Raw genomic sequence first — 17,627 nt, 5'->3', positions numbered from 1 at the left:
CTTCCGGCCCGGGCCTAAAGCCAGACCTCGCATTTGCGGATCAGCTCGGCGCGGTTCGCGGCCTGCAGGCCGATCCGGGCATTGCGCAACTGGTTCTCGACGGTGCGGGCGGACTTGCCGAGCAGCGCGCCGATCTCGTCGCAGCTCAGGCCCTGCGCGGCCAGCCGGATCGCCTGCAGTTCGGCCAGCGAGGGCCGGCGCGCCGGGCCATTGGACGGTGCCGCGGTCTTGCCATGCCAGTGGTGGCTGATCCCGGCCAGCGGTCCCAGGAAGTCGGCGGTGAACTCGCGCACGAAACCCTTGTCCGCGTCGGTCCAGGCATGGGGGTCGTGGGTATAGTCCAGGCACATCATCCCCACCGCGCGATGCGCAAAGGACAGGCGCTGGAACAGAATCGAGCGGCTGTCGATGGCGGTGAACTCCTCGCGGCAGTCGGCCAGCAGCGGATGCGATGCGACATCGTTGCAGGCGACCGGGCCGGGCTGGGCCCAGGCCTGGCGGAAAACCCGGCTGTGGTTGCGATAGGTCGCGCCATCGCAGCGCTGCGGATCGGAGCCGGCATTGTAATGCACGATGATCGGTGCATAGACCGGATCGCGCGGCGTGGGAAAGCCCAGGTCGCCCCGGCAGACCCCAAGCCTGCGCGAGATATATTCCAGCGCGACCACCACCATCTCCTCGGACGTGTCGATGGCCAGGATCATGTGTGCGACGCAGTTCAGCATCTCGGCCGGATGCTGCTGCCGCTGATAGCGATCGAGAAAGATCTCCTTCAGACGCTTGCGCGTCGGAGGCGATTCGATCAGCTCGCGCATGATGTCACAAGGGCCATGAGGGCCTGATTGGGTTATCACGGAGTCGGAACAGATTAGCCAGCGACAGGCCACCGGGCAACCTGTCAGTTTGGCGGGGCTTGGGCTGGCGGCGCTGCAGGCGTCCTGCATCGACGCCGGGGTCGCGCAGGCGGTTGTCCTTTCCTCTGCGCCCGTCCCCGGCCGGGCGACATCTTCGCGCCCGAGCCGCCGCCGAAGATGCGGGCCGGTTGGGCAGCACGGCATTCCGGCCCGCCACCGTCCGTCCGGCATGTTCCCGGCAATCCGCGGTATCGCGGCGGCGACCCGCCATCGCCGCGCCTCTCAGGCATATGCCTGGATCTCGCGGACAGCGCCAAGGCCCTGCGAGGGGCTATGAAGGCCGATTTTGCTCGGCTATGTTGAGGAGATCTTCAGATTTCCCGACGCTTGAACCGCCTGCATCCAAGCCCGACGGAACGCCCGCCATGATCCCCAACCCGACCGGCGTGCCGGTCCACACGCCCGAGACGGAACCGCCCCAGCGCATCCTCTTCGTCGAGGATGACCGCAAGCTCAGCACCTTCCTGTGCCGCTATTTCACCGAACAGGGCTATCTTGTCGAAGCGGCGCATGACGGGACCGCGATGCGCCGGGCGCTGTCGGGCAGGGCGTTCGACCTCGTGGTGCTGGACGTCGGCCTGCCGGGGCGCGAGGACGGCTATGCGCTGGCCCGCGAGCTGAAGAAAGAGCGCGACATCGGCATCCTGTTCCTCTCGGCCCGGCAGGAGGCGCTGGACCGCATCGTCGGGCTGGAGATCGGCGCCGACGATTTCCTGGTCAAACCCTTCGAGCCGCGCGAGCTTCTGGCCCGCATCCGTGCCATCCTGCGCCGCCTGCCCGGTGCCGCGATCCGGCCGCAGGGCGAGACGCGCCGGATCGGCTTCGACGGCTGGCTGCTGGACCTCGATGCCCGGGTGCTGCGGGACGCGCAGGGCGGAATGCAGGATTTGACCACGCAGGAATTCAACCTGCTCAGCGTGCTGGCGCAGCGACCCGGCCGGGTGCTGAGCCGCGACCAGCTGCTGGACCTGACCGTCAGCCGCAACTGGTCGCCCTATGACCGCTCGGTCGACGTGATGATCGGCAAGATCCGCCGCAAGATCGGCGACAGCGGTCCCGAGCCGCGCCGGATCCGCACCATCCGCGGCGCCGGCTACATGTTCTCGCCCGAGCCCTGACCGGGCGCGGGACCGGGGCGCAGGCAAGGCAGGTCCAGCACCGCGCGCGCGCCGCCGCCCTCGGTATTGCCGATGCGGAAATCGCCGCCGCTGACCAGCGCCAGCTGCTGGATCATCGGCAGGCCCAGCCCGGTCCCCTCGGGCTTGGTGGTGAAAAGCGGTTGCAGCGCAAGGTCAAGCCCGCCGGCGTCGAAGCCCGGACCGTCGTCCTCGACCACCAGCCGCGCGTAATCGCCGCCGCGCCAGACATGGCGCAAGGCCAGCCGCACGCGACCCCGGCCATCGGTGGCATCCCGCGCGTTGATCAGCAGGTTGACCAGCGCGGTGCCGATCTGGCCGGCATCGACCGGCGCCAGCAGCGGGTGTTCGGGCAGGTCGCATTCGATCCGCATCCCGGCGCAAAGCGTGCGCGCCAGCATGGAGGCGGTGGTCCGGACCGGCAGGCGCAGATCCCGGGGCTCGGGCGACAGGATCGGCTGGCGGGCGAAGCCCATCAACCGGGTGACCAGATCGCCCGCCGTCACGGCGGCGTCCAGCGCGTCGCCGGCATAGGGTTTCAGCCCGTCCTGCGCCGGCAGCCGTTCGGCGATCACCGCCAGATTGGCCCGGATGACGGCCAGCATGTTCTTGAAATCATGCGACAGGCCGGCGGCCAGCTGCGAGGTCGCCTCGATCTGGCGCATCAGCGCCAGTTCGCGCTCGGCCCGCGCCTTGGCGGCGCGCAGCTCGACCAGCTGGAAACAGCGCTCCAGCGCCCCCATCAGCTCGTCCAGGAAGAAGGGCTTGCGCAGATAGTCGTAGGCGCCCGCCTTCAGCGCCGCGACGGCGCTGTCCACCGAGGCATAGGCGGTCATGATCACCATGACCAGGCCGGGATGGCGGGCGTGCAGCCGCGCGGCAAGCTCGGTCCCGTCCTCGTGCCGCAGCCGGATGTCGATCAGCACCACCTCGACCGGCTCGGCTTCGAGCAGGGCGAAGGCCGAGGCCCCGTCCGGCGCGAGGCGGCATTCCACGCCCTCGAGCGCCAGCGCGCGCGAGGTCGAGACGGCGAAATCGCTGTCGTCGTCCAGAATGAGCAGCCGCCGGGTCATGGCGGCTCGGCGATGCTCAGGCGCATGACCGTGCCTTCGGGGCCGGTGCGCGCGATCCAGGCGTCGCCGCCATGCAGCTCGGCGACGCGGCGCACCAGCGACAGGCCCAGCCCCACGCCGGAATCCTTGGTGGTGACCAGCGGGTCGAAGGCGCGGGCGCGGATCTCGGGCGCAAGGCCGGGGCCGTTGTCCTCGATCTCGAGGATGCTGCGGCCCCCGTCGCGAAAGGCGCGCAGGATCACCCGGGGCACCCGGCCGGGCACCGATTCCGCCGCCTGCCAGCCGTTCTCGATCAGGTTGCGGATGGCGAATTGCAACCGCGCCGGATCGCAGCGCAAGCGCATCCCCTCGGGCACCTCCAGCGTGACATGGGCTGCGGCCGGATGCTCGGCCACCAGGGCCGAAAGCCAGTCCCGCAGATCGACCGGCACGGTCTCATGCGCGCCCTGCCGGGCGAAATCCAGCAGGATGTCGATGATGCGGCTGCAACGGGCGATGTTGCGGCGGATGCGCTGCACGTCCTCTTCGGCATCGGGGCCGAGGCCGGGGCTGCGCGACAGCACCTCGACCGAGCTGGTGATGGTGCCAAGCGGGTTGCGCAGCTCGTGGCTGATCGTGGCCGCGACTTCGCCCACCGCGGCAAGGCGCTGGCGGATGGCAAGCTCGCGCTGGGTCGAGCCCAGCCGGCGCAGCGCGTCGATCAGGTCCTCCTCGGTCAGGCGGCGGCGCTCGTTCGCCATCACCGCCCAGAAGGCCAGCAGGGCCAGAAGCGGTGCCGAGCCCAGGAAGACATGCGCCACGACCTGCATGTCGCGCAGGCTGGCCGACAGGTGCCGTGCGAGCAGGGAGAGCATGCCGAGCCCGGCCATCAGCAGCGCGAAGACCGCCGCGACCTGCCAGGCCCGCCGGCCCAGCCGCGGCGGCATGCGGTGCAGCCGCAGGGCAGGCGCGGCGGGATCGACCGCGCCCGGCGCGCGGCCGCGCTTGCAGAAGTCGCGGCAATGCGGCTCGAGGCTGCAACAGAGCGAGCAGATCGGCCGTTCGTAGAAGGTGCAATAGGCCATGTCGCGCGTCTCGTAGCCATGGCTGCAGATGGCGCAGTCGCAGCGGCTGCGGCGGCGGAAGACATGCGGTTCGCGGGCGATGAAGCCGCGGCCGTGCCGCATCAGGCCCAGGCCGGTCGCCGCGACCAGCGACAGGGCAAAGGCGATGGGCGCCGACCAGGCCTGCGCCATCGGCCCGCCAAGGCCGGCGTAAAGCGCCAGCCCGGCCAGCGCCCCCAGCGCCATGCCGCCGCAGCCGACCGGGTTGAAATCTGGCAGATGCGCGCGCCGGAACTCGATCCGCGCCGGGCTCAGCCCCAGCGGCTTCAGCACCGCCAGGTCGGTAAAGATCGCCCCCAGCCAGGCCAGCGCCAGGTTGGCATAGATCGCCAGCACCGCCTCGAGCGTGGCAAACACCCCCATCAGCATCAGCGCGCAGCTGATCGCGACATGGATCAGCAGCCAGATCAGCCGCCCGGGATGATAGCGCGCCACGCGCAGGAAGAAGTTCGACTGCGCCAGCGAGCCGGCATAGGCGTTGGTGACGTTGATCTTGACCTGCGCGACCAGGATATAGGCGGTCGCCACCAGCAGCGCCATGCGCGGCCCGAACAGGTATTCGTAGGCGTGCCAGAACATGCCGATGGGCTCGACCGCGAATTCCGGCGCCATGCCGTCGCCGATGGCCAGCCAGACCAGGAAGCTGCCCATCAGCACCTTGGCGCCGCCGATCAGGATCCAGCCCGGTCCGGCCAGGATCAGCGCGCCCCACCAGCGCAGCCGCGTTGTCGCCTCGGGCGGGGGCAGGAAGCGCAGGTAGTCCACCTGTTCGCCGATCTGCAGCGTCAGGGCGCAGAGCACGCCGATGGCGCCGCCCAGCGACAGCAGGCTGAAGGCGGGACCGGGCGCGGCCAGCCAGCGCGCCGCCGCATCGGGCTCGGTCCAGGCGATGGCGGCAAAGGGCAGCAGGGCCAGCACGATCCAGGGCAGCTGCGTCGCCACCTGGAAGCGCGAGATCGCGGTCATCCCGCGCGAGGCCACCGGCAGGATCGCCAAGGCCGACAGCAGATAGCCCAAGGGCAGCGGCAGGCCGAAGCAGACCAGCAGCGCCTGGCCGATGATCACCCCCTCGAGCGCGAAGAAGATGACGGTATAGGTGGCATAGATCAGCGAGGTGATGGCCGAGCCGATATAGCCGAAGCCCGCGCCCCGCGTCAGCAGGTCCATGTCCACATTGGCGCGCGCCACATGATAGGCGATGGGCAGGCTGGTGATGAAGATGAAGGCCGAGGCGATCAGCACCGCCACCACCGTCACATGCACCCCCCAGGACAGGGTCAGCGCCGCCCCGATCGCCTCGAGCGCCAGGAACGAGATGCCGCCCAGCGCCGTGTGGGTGATGGTGGCGGGGCTCCAGCGCCGGTGGCTGGCGGGGGCGTAGCGCAGCGCGTAATCCTCGATGGTCTCGTCCGCGACCCAGGACTGATAGCTGCGCGGCGCGGGCTCCAGGCCGGGAAAGCCGCTTGCGTCCCGCGGCGGCAGGTCGGCTTCCCCGATGGCGCTCTGCCTGTTCATCGCTCCCCCCGGCGGCCGTCCCCTGCGGCCGCCGCCGCCAGCCTAGCGGGCTTTGCCCGGGCTGGGAATTGCCCTTGCCGTTCATGGCGCCGCGAAACCCGTGCCGCGCCAGCGCCGGTTACAAAGAATTACAATTCCCCGGCTTGCGGCATGCATGGCGATTACATGCCCGGCCCAGGCTGGCGGCGGGGCCGGCCTGCCCGCCGGCCCGCAAGGAGGGAGGAGAACATGTCGAAAACCGTATTCAAGGTCGATCTCAACACGGCCCCCGAACAGGCCACGCAAAAGCCGCATAACCGCTGGCATCCCGACATCCCGATGGTCGAGACCTTCAAGCCCGGCGAGGTGCTGCGCGTCGAATGCTACGACTGGACCGGCGGCCAGATCGGCAACAACGACAGCGCCAACGACATCCGCGACGTGGACCTGACGCGGGTGCATTACCTGTCCGGTCCCTTCGGTTTCGAGGGCGCCGAGCCGGGCGACCTGCTGGTGGTCGACATTCTCGACATCGGCGCGCTGCCGGAGTCGCGCTGGGGCTTCAACGGGCTTTTCGCCAAGGAGAACGGCGGCGGCTTCCTGACCGAACATTACCCGCAGGCGACCAAGTCGATCTGGGATTTCGAGGGCATCTACACCACCTCGCGCCATATCCCCGGCGTGCGTTATCCCGGCCTGATCCATCCCGGGCTGATCGGCTGCCTGCCCGACCACAAGCTGCTGGCCGAGGCGAACCGGCGCGAGGCGGCGCTGATCGCCACCGATCCGAACCGAGTCCCGCCGCTGGCCGCACCGCCCCATGCCGCGACCGCGCTGATGGGGCAGATGACCGGCAGCGCCGCGCAAAGCGCCGCCGAGGAGGCCTGGCGCACCGTGCCGCCGCGCGAACATGGCGGCAATTGCGACATCAAGAACCTGTCGCGCGGCTCCAAGGTCTATTTCCCCGTCTATGTGAAGGGCGGCGGGCTTTCGATGGGCGATATCCATTTCAGCCAGGGCGACGGCGAGATCACCTTCTGCGGCGCCATCGAGATGGCCGGCTGGATCGAGATCAAGGTCGATATCATCAAGGGCGGCATGGCGAAATACGGCGTCATCAACCCGATCTTCCGGCCCTCGCCCATCGACCCGCATTTCGACGACTACCTGATCTTCGAGGGCATCTCGGTCGACGAGCATACGGGCGAGCAATATTACCTCGACGCCCATGTCGCCTATCGCCGGGCCTGCCTCAACGCCATCGAATACCTGAAGAAATTCGGCTATTCGGGCGAGCAGGGCTACATGATCCTGGGCACGGCCCCGGTCGAGGGCCGCATCGCCGGCATCGTGGACATCCCCAATGTCTGCGCGACGCTGGCGATCCCGACCGGCATCTTCGACTTCGACATCCGGCCCAACGGCGACGGGCCGAAACGCTCGGTCCCGGACATTCCGGTCGCCAAGACCAGCTGAGGTGCCACGCGCCCGCGTCCCGGCTTTCGGGGCGCGCGGCTCCACCAGGGAGGAGAGGTCCATGCTGCTTGGTTTTCTATTGTTCTATGTGGGCGCGGTGCTGTTTCTGAACGGGCTGTGGCTCATGGGCCGGATCGAGGATCGCGAGATCGTGGTGATCAACGTGGTCTCGGGCCTGGTCGCCGCGGGCGTGGTGGTCCAGGGCGCCTTCGGTGCGGGGGCGGATCTGCAGACGGTCCGGGCGGCGGCGCTGACGCTGATGTTCAGCACCACCTATTTCTGGGTGGCCTATAATCGCGTCGTCGCGGTGGACGGCCGGGGCCTGGGCTGGTTCAGCCTGTTCGTGGCCATCACCACGGTTCCGGTCTTTCTGCGCGCGCTCGGCGCCGCCGGCTCGCCGGCCGAGCTTTGGCTGGCGGGCAACTGGCTGGTCTGGGGCGTGCTGTGGTTCATGTATTTCCTGCTGCTGGCGCTGGGGCGGCCGATCCTGCGCGCCACCGCCTGGGTGACGCTGCTGGCCGGGATCGTGACCGGCTGGCTGCCCGGTTTCCTGCTGCTCGACGGATTGATGTGAGGGTCATGCCATGCCGATCTATGATTTCACCTGTGCCGAACACGGCCTTTTCACCGAGCGCATGAGCTACGAGGCCAGCCTGGCCGGCACGCCCTGTCCGCATTGCGGCGCGCCCGCCGGGGTGCTGCCGGCCCTGCCGCTGGTCAGCACGCTTTCAAGCGGGCTGCGCCGGGCCGAGCGCCGGGCCGAGGCGAGCTCGGCCGAGCCGCGCCTGGTCAAGCGCGGCCACCTGCCGAGCTGCGGCTGCAACCTGTGCCAGAAGAAGGCGCCGCCCACGTCGCGGCGCTGGATGCTGGGACAATGCTAGCATCCCGGCTGTGTTCAATGCACCTTTCGCCATAGCGGCCATGCGATGACCTGGGCGGGTTTGGTGGCGAAGCCGGGTGCCCGCGGGCTGGCCCGTGGTGCGAGACATCGGCCAAGACCCCGATCTGGCAATTGGTGATCTGGTCCGCCAAGCCGGTGTATCGGCGCGCGACCCCACAGGAGGCATGACCAGGGCGCCGGCATTGCCTCGACACAGAATCCCGAGAGCTATGACCTCATCCCCGTCATGCTGGCCCCCTGATTCAGAGGACGGATGAAACCGCGACTGGAATGCTAGGGCTGGAAATCGGCCTGATAGGCGTCGTAGCGGCCGCGGAACTGCTCGAAGATGGCGATGGTGCGGCGGGCGATGCCGGTCCAGCCGAAGACCCGGCGGGCAAAGCGGGCGCCCTCGACCGCCAGCACGTCGCGCAGCCAGGGATAGTGCAGCGCCATGTTGATCATGGCGGCGAATTCCTCGGGCCGCTTGGGATCGGCCACCAGCGCGTGGCGGCCGAATTCCACCTGCTCGTGCAGCCCGCCATGGATGGTCATCACCGTGGGGGTGCCGCAGGCCATCGCCTCGACCGCGGTCATGCCGAAGGGCTCGTAGCGCGAGGGCAGGGCAAAGATCCCGGGCGCGCGGTAATGGTCCACCAGCTCCTCGTCGGGGACATAGCCGCGCCAGTCGATGGCATCGGCCACGCCGGCCTGGGCGGCCACCGCCTTCCAGTCGCCGATCAGCGCCAGGTCGGCCTCGGAATTGCCGCCGGCGGCCAGGACCAGCCGCGCCTGGGGCTGCAGCACCTTCAATGCCGGCAGCGCCTGGATGATCAGGTCGTAGCCCTTGTTTTCGGCGGCGCGGCCGACGACATAGATGTCGTTCGGCCCCATGTTCAGCCGCGCCCGCGCCGCCGCCACCTTGTCGGGCGGGGCCGGGGTGAAGCGGTTCTCGTCGATGCCGGGCGGGATCATGGTGATATGCTCGCGCGGCAACGCATATTCGGCCGAGATCAGCTCGACCTGCTGTTCCGAGGTGGCGATGATGTGGTCGCAATTGCGGTAAAGCACGAATTCCTTCTGGATGCGCTCGTCGAAGCGGTAGCCGGCCATCTCTTCGGCGGTGGCGCCGCGCATGTCGTGCTTTTTCCACCAGCCCAGCGAATGCGGGGTGTGGATATGCGGGATCTGCAATTCCTCGGCGATCTTCTGGCCGCAGACCCCGGCATCCCAGTAATGGCTGTTTACCACGTCATAGCGCAGCTCGCGGCGGCGGATGGCGGCCAGCGCATTGGTGATGAAATCGCCATACCAGTCGTGCATGTCCTCCTTGCGGATGAAATCCGGGCCGCCGAAGGGGATGCGCCAGATGCGCAGGTTGTCGTTGATGATGTCCTCGGCCGGCTGGTCCTCGAAGCGGCGGGTCATCACGTCGACCTTGTAGCCCAGCCGCGCGAAACGCTTGGCAAGCTCCAGCACGAAGACCACCTGGCCGCCGGTGTCCGGCTTGCCCAGTTCGGGCGAGCCCGCGACATAGCCATGCAATGAAATCATCAGCAGCGAACCCACGGATTGGGCCATGCTTTCCTCTCCTCTCTTGTTGCGGCGTCAGCCGGGCAGGATACCCAGCGCGACAAGTCCCTCGAGGACGCCCGCCGCATGGGGCGCCCGGGCGCGATAGCTTTTGGCCCGAGGCATGGCCTCGATCAGCTCGCGCCGCGCATTGCCGACCGCAATGGCGCGGAACCCAACGTCGAACAGCGCCAGATCGTTTCCCGAGTCCCCGGCCACGACCATGCGCTGGGGCGCAATGCCCAGCCTTTCGGCAAGAAACCGCGCCGCCGCGTCCTTGCCGGCACCAGGCGCCAGCAGGTCGAGATCGCTTTGCCCGGAAAACACCGCCCGCACCGGCAGGCCGGCGGCGGCCAGCGCCTGCAGCACCCGGTCGCGCGCCCCGGCATCGGGCACCGCGAAGCTGAGCTTGCCGGCGGTCAGGAACTCGGCCGGATGCGGGGCGAAGCCCATGCCGGTGACCAGCGCGAAGATCGCCTCGGCCGGCCAGGCGGCGAAGCGCGCCGACCAGTCCGAAAGCCATTCCCCGCCGATGCGGATCTCGGTGCCCATGCCGGTGATGATGGCATCGGGGGCGAAATCCGCGGGAAACTCGCGGGCCAGGGTCGCATCGACGCTGGCCGCCGGCCGCGACGAGTTCAGCGCCAGCCGCAGCCGCTGGGGGTGGCGCCGGATCGCCGCCCAGAGCCGCTCCAGCGCCGCCCGGTCGCCGGTCAGCGTGTCGTCGACATCACTGACCAGAAGCCAGGGCCCCCGGCCGGTCGGCTTGCTCATTCGCCGGCCCCGGCGGCGGCCAGCATCTCGGGCGCCTGGGTGGTGGTATAGACCATTTCGGGCGCATGTTCGCTGACCGGCCGGCTCAGCGTTTCCAGCGTCACCTCGCGCAGGCCCAGCACCGCGGATTCGGTCCAGAAGCCGACGGCGCCGGTCAGGAAGCTGTCATCGACCAGGCTCAGCACCACATGGCCGTCGATGGACAGCTCCAGATAGGTGCCATGCGCGACCAGCTCGATGCGCCAAGGCCCCTGCGCCGCGCCGCGGAAGCGTGCCTCCTGCAGCGGCTTGTAACGGAAGGCGTGCTCGAATTCCGGCGTCGGATTGGCGCCCCAGGCGCGCATCTGCGCGATGCCGTTCATGCAGTCCAGCGACAGGTGATAGCCGTCGCCCTCGTCGCTGGCGCGCAGGATCAGGCCGGTCTTGCCCGGTCCCTCGATGGTCAGCTCGGCCCGCAGGCGGAACTCGTCGTGCTGGCCGGGCAGCAGGAAGGCCTCGAAGCCGCTGCGGCTGCCGATGAACAGCCGCTCGCCACGGGTCTCGGCCCGGGCGGTGGGATTGCCGCAGAGCAGCCGGCATTCGGCGGCGCTGTCGAAGGCCAGCCGGTCGGTCACCAGCGCGTCGAAGCCGTGGAAGGATTTCAGCCGCAGGCGGCCGTCGGGCAGGGCGACGATCTCCTTGGGGGGCGGCAGCAGGCGCTTGATGAATTCATGGCCGTTGATCAGCAGCTCGGTCTTGCTGAAGAAGCTGAACAGCAGCAGCCGGTCGCCTGCCCGGCAGATGCGGCCGGCGTAATTGCCATGCGGCAGCAGCACGTCGTCGCTGAAATTCTCGTAGGGCCCCTCGATGTCGTCGGCATACCAGTAATGGATCCTGGTATCCTCGCGGATCGAGCCCATCAGATAATAGCGGCCGTGGAAGTGAAAGAGGTTCGGCACCTCGATGTCGTCGTAAAGCCCGGGCCGGTGCAGCGGCGGGCCGAATTCGAAGCGGTCCGGCGCCACCTCGCGCGCCAGGCCGACGCAGCCGCGGCGGATCACCGGCCCGTCCTTGGCGCGTGCCGCCGCCAGCAGCAGCCGGGTGTCGCTGCCCGGTTCGTGAAAGAAGAACGGGTCGCGGAAGCTGACCCAGCAGCGGCCCTCGTCGGTACCGGATTCGTAATGCGGGCCGCCGATCTCCAGCGGGTAAGGGGCGCCGCAGCGCGTCCAGCTGTACAGATCCGGCGATCGCGCCATGCCGACCCGCTGGACGCGGCCGTATTCGGCGCGGGTCAGGCCTGTATAGAACATCCGCCACCGGCCCGGCCGGTCCGGATCGGGGGTGACATGCATGGTCCAGAGCATGTCGTCATCCCATGCGCCGGGATCGCCGACGAAGAAGGCGTTCTTCACCCGTCGCCAGGACAGCCCGTCCGAACTGACCGCATGGGCAATGAAATCGTGGTTCGGCAGGACGAGGTGAAAGAGATGATAGATGCCCTCGTGAAACACCACGTCGACGTCGCCGATATCCGAGCGCAGGAAGCCGTGCGAAGCATACATGCCCCGAACTTGCCGAAGCCGGGTCCAAAGGTAAACCCGTTTTCTGGCCGGCGGCGGCAGGCCGCATATCGGTCGGCCGCAAGCGGCCCGCACCGTTGCTGGCGGGCGATGACGCAGAACGGGGCGCCCGGTCGCGACCGGATCGCGTGGTCCGGGCGGAGGTCGTCGCGGGTGTCCAGCCGCTCATCGGCCCGCCGGCGATCCGCTCGGCCTTGGCGATGTCGGCCGCCCGACACCCCGGCGGTAAACACCTGCCGCCCTGGCTGCGCGGCAACACCATCGCCACGCCCGGCATCGCCGATATGGTCGATCCCTGTGCCGCGCGCGCCCGCGTCGGGCGGCCATGGGCGGCCATGGGCGGTCGGAACGCCTCGGGCCGATCCTGTCCGCACCCGGTTCCGGCGGAATTGCGCCGATCCTTTGCACCCAATGCTTGTGCCGGCGCCGCGCCCTGGGCCTTAATCCCGGCATGACGGAAACGCGACGGACCTCTTTGCTTCGGCGTCTGAGGCTGCGCTTGGCCGCCTCGGCCGGGGTCGCGGCCGCGGTTCTGGTCGGCCTGTGGCTGAAGGTCGAGGAGGTCCGCGCGCCGCAGGAACCGCCGGCGGTGGGTCTTGGGCAGGCGGTCGATCAGGGCCGGACCGAGATCACGCCGCTGTCCTTGTCGCTGGCGCCGCCGGAACGCGCCGGCGAGCCGGGGCGGCTGTTGCTGCGTGCCCGGTTGCTGAACCTGACCGGAGAGACCCAGTTCGCCGTCTTCGGTTTTCCGCCGCATCCGCCCGAGCTTGCCGCCGGCGGTGTCGTCTGGCCCGAGCCGGAAGTCACGCTGGACCGCGACGGCGAGGTGCTGGCGCAACTGCATCCGCGGCTGGCCGAGCGGGTGACGCTGGCCTGGCAGCTTCCGCCGGACTGGCAGCCCGGGCCGGTCTCGCTGACCTTCCAGCGGCAGATCTTCAAGCTCAGGGACAATCTTTACGGCATGTCGAACTGGCTGCTGTTCCAGCCCGCCGGCCGCATGGCGATCACGCCGCAGGGGGCGCCATGATCCGGGCGCGCCGCATCCTCATCGTGCTGGCCGGGGCGGCGCTGCTGGGCGCGATGATGCAGACCGTCCCCGACCACAACAGCGTCGTGCAGCCCTTCCGCAGCGCTGTCGCGGCGGGCGGGACGGGCGAGGCGCGCAGCTTCCGCGCCCGTTTCACCGGCCTGCGGCTGGCCGATCGCATCGCCTTTCGGCGCTTCGGCCGCGATCTGGTCCGCGACAGCAACGGCCTGTTCCTGATCGCCGATATCGAGGCCGAGGCCCGGCTGGCCTCGTTGCAGCTCGATGCCGTCTGGCAGGGCGCGAGCGGGCGGCGCTATGCGCTGTCGCACCGCGCCGAGGACATTCCGCGCGGGCTGGAAAGCCGCTGGTTCCAGCCCGGTCTGATCAACCGCGCCATCGCCGTCTTCGAGCTGCCCGAGGACGAGGTGGCGGGTGGCGCATTGGTGCTGACTAGCGGTTTCACCGCTGCCTTCGACAGCGCCCTGCACCTGGCCCCGCCGGCCGGTCCCGCCGAGCGCCAGCCGATCATCCGGTTCGAGCCATGAGACATCTGCTGTGGATCACCCTTGCCGCGGTTCTGTTGCTCGCCAGCGTGGTGGTCGGGGGCTGGACCGAGATCACCGACCTGCGCCGCGCCCGCGAATGGCGGGTGCGGCAGGCGGGCGAGGCGGGGGCCGAGCTGCGCGGCGTGCATGTCCGGGTCGACGAGGTCTGGGCGGGAAGCGCGCCCAACCTGCCCGAGCGGGCGCTGGTCCTGGTCCGTCTGGCGCTGCGCGGTCCCGAAACGGCACGCCAGGGCTGGACAGGCTGCGACGTCAGCCTGCGCAACGCGGCGGGCCGGGTCTGGCTGCCGCTGATCAGCGCCGATGCCGAGGGCGCGGTCAAGGTGCTTTCCCCCGACGGCGAGAACGAGGGGCGCTGCAACCCCATCCCCTATGACGCGCCGCCGGACGGGCAGGAATTCCTGTCGGACCAGATTTTCCTGGTGCCGGCGGAATTGCTGAAGGGGGCGCAGCTGCGCGTCTCGGCCCTGGGAACGCGGCCCGAGGCGCTGGAATTCCAGGTCAGGCCGGTTCTGCGCGATCTGCAGTAGCGGCGCGGGCGGCCTGCGCGCGACCGGCCAGTTCCAGCCCGGCGGCGAGGATGCAGAACTGCGCGACGCAAACCAGCACCCCGTCCTGTTGCTGGCCCGGGGCGCCGAAAAGCAGGCCCAGCGGGTATTGCGCCACCCGCCAGACCGCCAGGTCCTGCGGCCCGATCAGTTCGGCCAGCCCGACCCAGGCCCAGCGGCCCGCCCAGTCGACCAGCCGCCACAGCACCAGAACCGAGACGGTCAGCGCGAAGCCCGCCGACCCGGCCAGCAGCAGGCCGTTCGCCACCGCATGCCAGCGCTTGACCAGCCCGGCCCAGAAATGCCCGAGGAAGTCGGTCAGCGGTTTCGGCAGCCCCTGCCAGCGGTCCAGCACCCTGCCGGCCGAGCGGCGGGTCTCCTCGGACATCAGATTCAGGTCGTGGCCATAGACGATGGCGCCGAGATTGAACCAGATCAGCGGCAGCAGCGCATACCAGAACAGCCGGGTCAGCCAGGGCCATGGTTGGAAGGCGGGCGGCCAGTCCACCGGGCGGCGCGCGGCATCGACGACCTCGGCCGCAGCCGGCGGGAACAGGTTCTGCCACAATTCGCCGGGCGAGGGCAGGCCGGCCAGCCATGCGACGAAGCCCTCTTGCCAGCCCGAGATGACGTAAAGGCCCAGCACTGCCCAGCTCGCCTCGCAGGCAACGACCAGCAGCGGCCAGATTCCGGCCTCGCTGCGCTTGTTCATGGCTTTCGCGCCGCGCCGGACCGCCCAGATCAGCAGCACCGCCACCACCACCCAGAACGTGCTCTGCACCTCGAGCGCGGTTGGCGCGCGCTCGGGCGAGACTTCCGAGAAGTCGATGCGCTCCATCGAGGTGGACAGGAACGCCTTGGAATAGTCGCGCAGCGTGTTCGCGAGCAGGCCCCAGCCGGCATAATAGCCGTAGAACGGGATCAGCACCGCCAGCAGCGCCCCGGCCAACATGCCGATCCCCGCCGGAGCCTCGGCAGCGTCTGCCTCGGCGGCCGGCGCCTCGCGGCGGCGCCTGGCGCGGAAGCGCAGTACCGGCAGCCCGTCGCGCAGGATCACGAACATGGCGACGAACAGCACCAGCTGCAGCAGGATCACCGGCACCAGCGCAATCAGCCCGGCCAGCCGGTCGGCGAAGCCGATCTCGACCGCCAGCATGATCAAGCCGGTGCCAAGCAGCATGCCGGCCAGCCAGGTGGCGGCCAGCACCGCGCCGTAATTCCGAAACAGCCGCGCCGCCAGCAGCACATGCTGGCGCAGGATATGCAGGTCCCCGGTCATGGTCCCAGAATTGCAGGATCGCCCGCGCATCGCAAGCCGGGCGTTTGCTGCGGTCCGGGACCGGGCGCCGCCGGTGTGACGGCCAAAGTCCGATCCCGTGCCCGCTGCCGGTTTCGCCGCACGCCCCTGGATCTGCCGCCAGGCTGGCGCGCCGGGCGCATGAAGCCGCGCCGCGCCGCGACACGACCGGCTTGCAGCCTGGCCGCGGGCAGGATGCGCTGTCACGCGCTGAAGGCGACAAGCGCCTTCGGCGCCCCCGGCTGCGCCGAAGGCTTTATCCCATCGCGGCGGGGGTGCTGCGCCAGAAGGGTCCGCGCCGGCTAGCCCTGCTTGCGGCGCAATTCCGCTTCGCGCGCGCGCAGGTCCGGGGTCAGCTCGTCGCCGAATTCCTCGCTTTCGAAGACCGGGCGCAGCTCCAGTTCGCCGCTGCGGAACGGCGCCCTTTTCGCCCAGTCCAGCGCCTCCTGCATCGAGGCGACCTGCCAGAGCCAGAAGCCGGCCACCAGCTCCTTGGTCTCCGCGAAAGGCCCGTCGAGCACCAGCGGCGCGGCGCCGCCGAAGCGGATGCGGCGCCCTCTGGCGCTGGGGTGCAGCCCCTCGCCGGCCAGCATCACGCCGGCTGCCGCCAGTTCCTCGTTGAAACTGGTCATCGCGTCCAGTTCCCCGGTGGTCGGCATCACGCCGGCCTCGCTTTCCTCGGTCGCCTTGACCAATACCATGACACGCATCGTCCTCTCCTTTCATCTGGCTGGCATCGCATCGGATGCCATGACCAAGGAACGATCGGCCGGCCCGGTTTCCGACAGGCGCGCGGAATTTTTTCGCACGCCTGTCGGTTGCTAGATGTGCAGCGCGTGACCCAGGGCGCGCAGGCAGGCCTCGTGCAACGCCTCGCCGCGGGTCGGGTGGGCGTGAATGGTGCCGGTGATGTCCTCGATCCGGGCGCCCATTTCCAGCGCCAGGGCAAAGCCGCCGGCCATTTCGGCCACGCCGGCGCCGACGGCCTGGATGCCCAGCACCTCATGCGTGTCGGCGCGGGCGGTGACGCGGATGAAGCCCGCCTCATCATCCGCCGTCATCGCCCGGCCGTTGGCCGCGAAGGCGAACAGCCCGGTCACGACCTCTTGCCCCAGCGCCTTCGCCTCGTCCGGGGACAGGCCGGTGCTGACGATTTCGGGATCGGTGAAGCAGACCGCCGGGATGGCGCGCTTGTCCCAGATCCGGGGCTGGCCTGCGACCAGTTCCGCCACCATCTCGCCCTGGGCCATGGCGCGATGGGCGAGCATCGGCTCGCCGGTCACGTCGCCGATGGCCAGCACCCCGGTCATCGAGGTGCGGCAACGCTCGTCGATGCGGATATAGGGGCCGGCCATGTCCAGCCGCAGCCCGTCCAGCCCGGCGCCGGTGGCGCGCGGGCGGCGGCCGACCGTCACCAGCACCTTGTCGGCGGCGATTTCCTCGGCCCCGTCGACGCCGGCGACGCGCAGCGCGCCGCTGTCCGACAGCCCGCCGGCCCGCGCCCCGGTCAGCACCCGCGCGCCAAGCTGGGTCAGGCGCTGCGCCACCGGCCGGGTCAGCTCGGCGTCGTATTGCGGCAGGATGCGCGGCGCGGCCTCGACCACCGTGACCTCCGAGCCCAGCTTGGCAAAGGCGATGCCCAGTTCCAGCCCGATATAGCCGCCGCCGACCACGGCCAGCCGCTCGGGCACCTCGGTCAGCGCCAGCGCCCCGGTCGAGGAGATCACCTTGCCGCCGAAGGGCAGGGCCGGCACCTCGATCGGTTCCGAGCCGGTGGCCAGCACCAGGACCTCGGTGCGGATCTGCACCGGGCCCTCGGGCGTCTCGACCAGCACGGTCTTGCCGTCGCGCACCGTGGCCCGGCCGGTCACCAGCCGCACCTTGGCCTTGCGCAGAAGCGTGGCCACGCCGCCGGTCAGGCGCTCGACGATGCCGTCCTTCCAGGCCATGGTCGCGGCCAGGTCCAGCGTCGCGCCGCTGGCCGAGATGCCCATGGCCGGCGTCGCGGCAAGCTGGGTGAGGCGGTGGAACTCCTCGGCGGCATGGATCAGCGCCTTCGAGGGGATGCAGCCGACATTGAGGCAGGTGCCGCCCGGCGGCTCGGCATCGACGATGACCGTGTCGACGCCCAGTTGTCCGGCGCGGATGGCGCAGACATAGCCGCCGGGACCGGCGCCGATGACCAGCAGCCTGCATTGGATCTCGCGCATC

At 69.6% G+C, this 17,627-nt stretch carries 16 protein-coding genes; 7 read left to right on the top strand and 9 right to left on the bottom strand.

Annotated elements, in window-relative coordinates; genetic code table 11:
• Positions 1-14 precede the first annotated feature (14 nt).
• On the bottom strand, positions 15-815 hold the full coding sequence (locus tag NBE95_RS18035) for a helix-turn-helix domain-containing protein (RefSeq protein WP_289896417.1): 801 nt from the start codon (positions 813-815) through the stop codon (positions 15-17).
• A gap of 464 nt (positions 816-1,279) precedes the next feature.
• On the opposite strand from NBE95_RS18035, the gene NBE95_RS18030 reads away from it, so the two are divergent.
• Positions 1,280-2,032 carry a response regulator transcription factor gene (locus NBE95_RS18030; RefSeq protein ID WP_289896416.1) on the top strand — a complete coding sequence of 251 codons (753 nt, stop codon included), beginning with the start codon at positions 1,280-1,282 and terminating at the stop codon, positions 2,030-2,032.
• On the opposite strand, the gene NBE95_RS18025 is transcribed toward NBE95_RS18030, so the two are convergent.
• Both NBE95_RS18025 and NBE95_RS18020 read right to left on the bottom strand, forming a co-directional pair.
• Positions 2,008-3,123 carry a response regulator gene (locus NBE95_RS18025; protein WP_289896415.1) on the bottom strand — a complete coding sequence of 372 codons (1,116 nt, stop codon included), beginning with the start codon at positions 3,121-3,123 and terminating at the stop codon, positions 2,008-2,010. The two genes, NBE95_RS18030 and NBE95_RS18025, sit on opposite strands and share 25 nt — an antisense overlap.
• The gene (locus NBE95_RS18020) at positions 3,120-5,741 is read right to left on the bottom strand and encodes an ATP-binding protein (RefSeq protein WP_289896414.1); all 2,622 of its coding nucleotides are present in this window, start codon (positions 5,739-5,741) and stop codon (positions 3,120-3,122) included. The genes NBE95_RS18025 and NBE95_RS18020 overlap by 4 nt, the downstream gene beginning before the upstream one ends.
• 228 nt (positions 5,742-5,969) lie before the next feature.
• Between NBE95_RS18020 and fmdA the strand changes: the two genes are divergently transcribed.
• The 3 genes from fmdA (at position 5,970) to NBE95_RS18005 (ending at position 8,077) form a co-directional block, all read left to right on the top strand.
• On the top strand, positions 5,970-7,196 hold the full coding sequence (fmdA, locus tag NBE95_RS18015) for a formamidase (protein ID WP_263566961.1): 1,227 nt from the start codon (positions 5,970-5,972) through the stop codon (positions 7,194-7,196).
• A gap of 61 nt (positions 7,197-7,257) precedes the next feature.
• Positions 7,258-7,770: an AmiS/UreI family transporter gene (locus NBE95_RS18010; protein ID WP_289896413.1), complete on the top strand. Its 513-nt coding sequence runs from the start codon at positions 7,258-7,260 to the stop codon at positions 7,768-7,770.
• A 10-nt stretch (positions 7,771-7,780) separates the two neighbouring features.
• A complete protein-coding gene (locus tag NBE95_RS18005) occupies positions 7,781-8,077 on the top strand; it encodes a zinc ribbon domain-containing protein (RefSeq protein ID WP_289896412.1) in 297 nt (98 codons plus the stop codon).
• 293 nt (positions 8,078-8,370) lie between these two features.
• Here the strand turns inward: NBE95_RS18005 and NBE95_RS18000 are convergent, their stop codons facing one another.
• From NBE95_RS18000 to NBE95_RS17990, 3 genes are read right to left on the bottom strand one after another with little or no spacing between them, the layout of a single operon-like run.
• Positions 8,371-9,657, bottom strand: coding sequence for a glycosyltransferase (locus tag NBE95_RS18000; protein ID WP_289896411.1), 1,287 nt, complete (start codon positions 9,655-9,657; stop codon positions 8,371-8,373).
• A 27-nt stretch (positions 9,658-9,684) separates the two neighbouring features.
• A complete protein-coding gene (locus NBE95_RS17995; protein ID WP_289896410.1) occupies positions 9,685-10,422 on the bottom strand; it encodes an HAD family hydrolase in 738 nt (245 codons plus the stop codon).
• Positions 10,419-11,963 carry a hypothetical protein gene (locus NBE95_RS17990; protein ID WP_289896409.1) on the bottom strand — a complete coding sequence of 515 codons (1,545 nt, stop codon included), beginning with the start codon at positions 11,961-11,963 and terminating at the stop codon, positions 10,419-10,421. Before NBE95_RS17990 ends, NBE95_RS17995 begins: the two co-directional genes overlap by 4 nt.
• 493 nt (positions 11,964-12,456) lie before the next feature.
• Between NBE95_RS17990 and NBE95_RS17985 the strand changes: the two genes are divergently transcribed.
• From NBE95_RS17985 to NBE95_RS17975, 3 genes are read left to right on the top strand one after another with little or no spacing between them, the layout of a single operon-like run.
• Positions 12,457-13,008 (top strand): hypothetical protein, encoded by a 552-nt coding sequence (locus tag NBE95_RS17985; protein WP_289896408.1) that lies wholly within the window; start codon positions 12,457-12,459, stop codon positions 13,006-13,008.
• Positions 13,005-13,553, top strand: coding sequence for a hypothetical protein (locus tag NBE95_RS17980; RefSeq protein ID WP_289896407.1), 549 nt, complete (start codon positions 13,005-13,007; stop codon positions 13,551-13,553). Before NBE95_RS17985 ends, NBE95_RS17980 begins: the two co-directional genes overlap by 4 nt.
• Positions 13,550-14,101 (top strand): hypothetical protein, encoded by a 552-nt coding sequence (locus NBE95_RS17975; RefSeq protein WP_289896406.1) that lies wholly within the window; start codon positions 13,550-13,552, stop codon positions 14,099-14,101. The genes NBE95_RS17980 and NBE95_RS17975 overlap by 4 nt, the downstream gene beginning before the upstream one ends.
• On the opposite strand, the gene NBE95_RS17970 is transcribed toward NBE95_RS17975, so the two are convergent.
• The 3 genes from NBE95_RS17970 to lpdA form a co-directional block, all read right to left on the bottom strand.
• Positions 14,073-15,398 carry a hypothetical protein gene (locus NBE95_RS17970; protein WP_289896405.1) on the bottom strand — a complete coding sequence of 442 codons (1,326 nt, stop codon included), beginning with the start codon at positions 15,396-15,398 and terminating at the stop codon, positions 14,073-14,075. The genes NBE95_RS17975 and NBE95_RS17970 overlap by 29 nt on opposite strands.
• 320 nt (positions 15,399-15,718) lie before the next feature.
• Complete coding sequence (locus NBE95_RS17965; RefSeq protein ID WP_289896404.1) at positions 15,719-16,126, bottom strand: YciI family protein; 408 nt, start codon at positions 16,124-16,126, stop codon at positions 15,719-15,721.
• Positions 16,127-16,237: 111 nt separating this feature from the next.
• Positions 16,238-17,626 carry a dihydrolipoyl dehydrogenase gene (lpdA, locus tag NBE95_RS17960; protein WP_289896403.1) on the bottom strand — a complete coding sequence of 463 codons (1,389 nt, stop codon included), beginning with the start codon at positions 17,624-17,626 and terminating at the stop codon, positions 16,238-16,240.
• Between the last annotated feature and the right edge of the window lies 1 nt (position 17,627).

This window comes from Paracoccus sp. TOH (assembly GCF_030388245.1).
GTDB classification, from domain to species: Bacteria; Pseudomonadota; Alphaproteobacteria; order Rhodobacterales; family Rhodobacteraceae; genus Paracoccus; species Paracoccus simplex.
This window is presented reverse-complemented; position numbering and strand designations above follow the sequence as displayed.

What these genes read in the sequence shown, in the direction of transcription:
- NBE95_RS18035 (WP_289896417.1), bottom strand. Translation starts at nt 815, where the DNA reads ATGCGCGAGCTGATCGAATCGCCTCCGACGCGCAAGCGTCTGAAGGAG.
- NBE95_RS17990 (WP_289896409.1), bottom strand. Translation starts at nt 11,963, where the DNA reads ATGTATGCTTCGCACGGCTTCCTGCGCTCGGATATCGGCGACGTCGAC.
- NBE95_RS17975 (WP_289896406.1), top strand. Translation starts at nt 13,550, where the DNA reads ATGAGACATCTGCTGTGGATCACCCTTGCCGCGGTTCTGTTGCTCGCC.
- NBE95_RS18025 (WP_289896415.1), bottom strand. Translation starts at nt 3,123, where the DNA reads ATGACCCGGCGGCTGCTCATTCTGGACGACGACAGCGATTTCGCCGTC.
- NBE95_RS18010 (WP_289896413.1), top strand. Translation starts at nt 7,258, where the DNA reads ATGCTGCTTGGTTTTCTATTGTTCTATGTGGGCGCGGTGCTGTTTCTG.
- fmdA (WP_263566961.1), top strand. Translation starts at nt 5,970, where the DNA reads ATGTCGAAAACCGTATTCAAGGTCGATCTCAACACGGCCCCCGAACAG.
- NBE95_RS17965 (WP_289896404.1), bottom strand. Translation starts at nt 16,126, where the DNA reads ATGCGTGTCATGGTATTGGTCAAGGCGACCGAGGAAAGCGAGGCCGGC.
- NBE95_RS18005 (WP_289896412.1), top strand. Translation starts at nt 7,781, where the DNA reads ATGCCGATCTATGATTTCACCTGTGCCGAACACGGCCTTTTCACCGAG.
- NBE95_RS17980 (WP_289896407.1), top strand. Translation starts at nt 13,005, where the DNA reads ATGATCCGGGCGCGCCGCATCCTCATCGTGCTGGCCGGGGCGGCGCTG.
- NBE95_RS18020 (WP_289896414.1), bottom strand. Translation starts at nt 5,741, where the DNA reads ATGAACAGGCAGAGCGCCATCGGGGAAGCCGACCTGCCGCCGCGGGAC.
- NBE95_RS17970 (WP_289896405.1), bottom strand. Translation starts at nt 15,398, where the DNA reads ATGACCGGGGACCTGCATATCCTGCGCCAGCATGTGCTGCTGGCGGCG.
- NBE95_RS18030 (WP_289896416.1), top strand. Translation starts at nt 1,280, where the DNA reads ATGATCCCCAACCCGACCGGCGTGCCGGTCCACACGCCCGAGACGGAA.
- lpdA (WP_289896403.1), bottom strand. Translation starts at nt 17,626, where the DNA reads ATGCGCGAGATCCAATGCAGGCTGCTGGTCATCGGCGCCGGTCCCGGC.
- NBE95_RS17995 (WP_289896410.1), bottom strand. Translation starts at nt 10,422, where the DNA reads ATGAGCAAGCCGACCGGCCGGGGGCCCTGGCTTCTGGTCAGTGATGTC.
- NBE95_RS18000 (WP_289896411.1), bottom strand. Translation starts at nt 9,657, where the DNA reads ATGGCCCAATCCGTGGGTTCGCTGCTGATGATTTCATTGCATGGCTAT.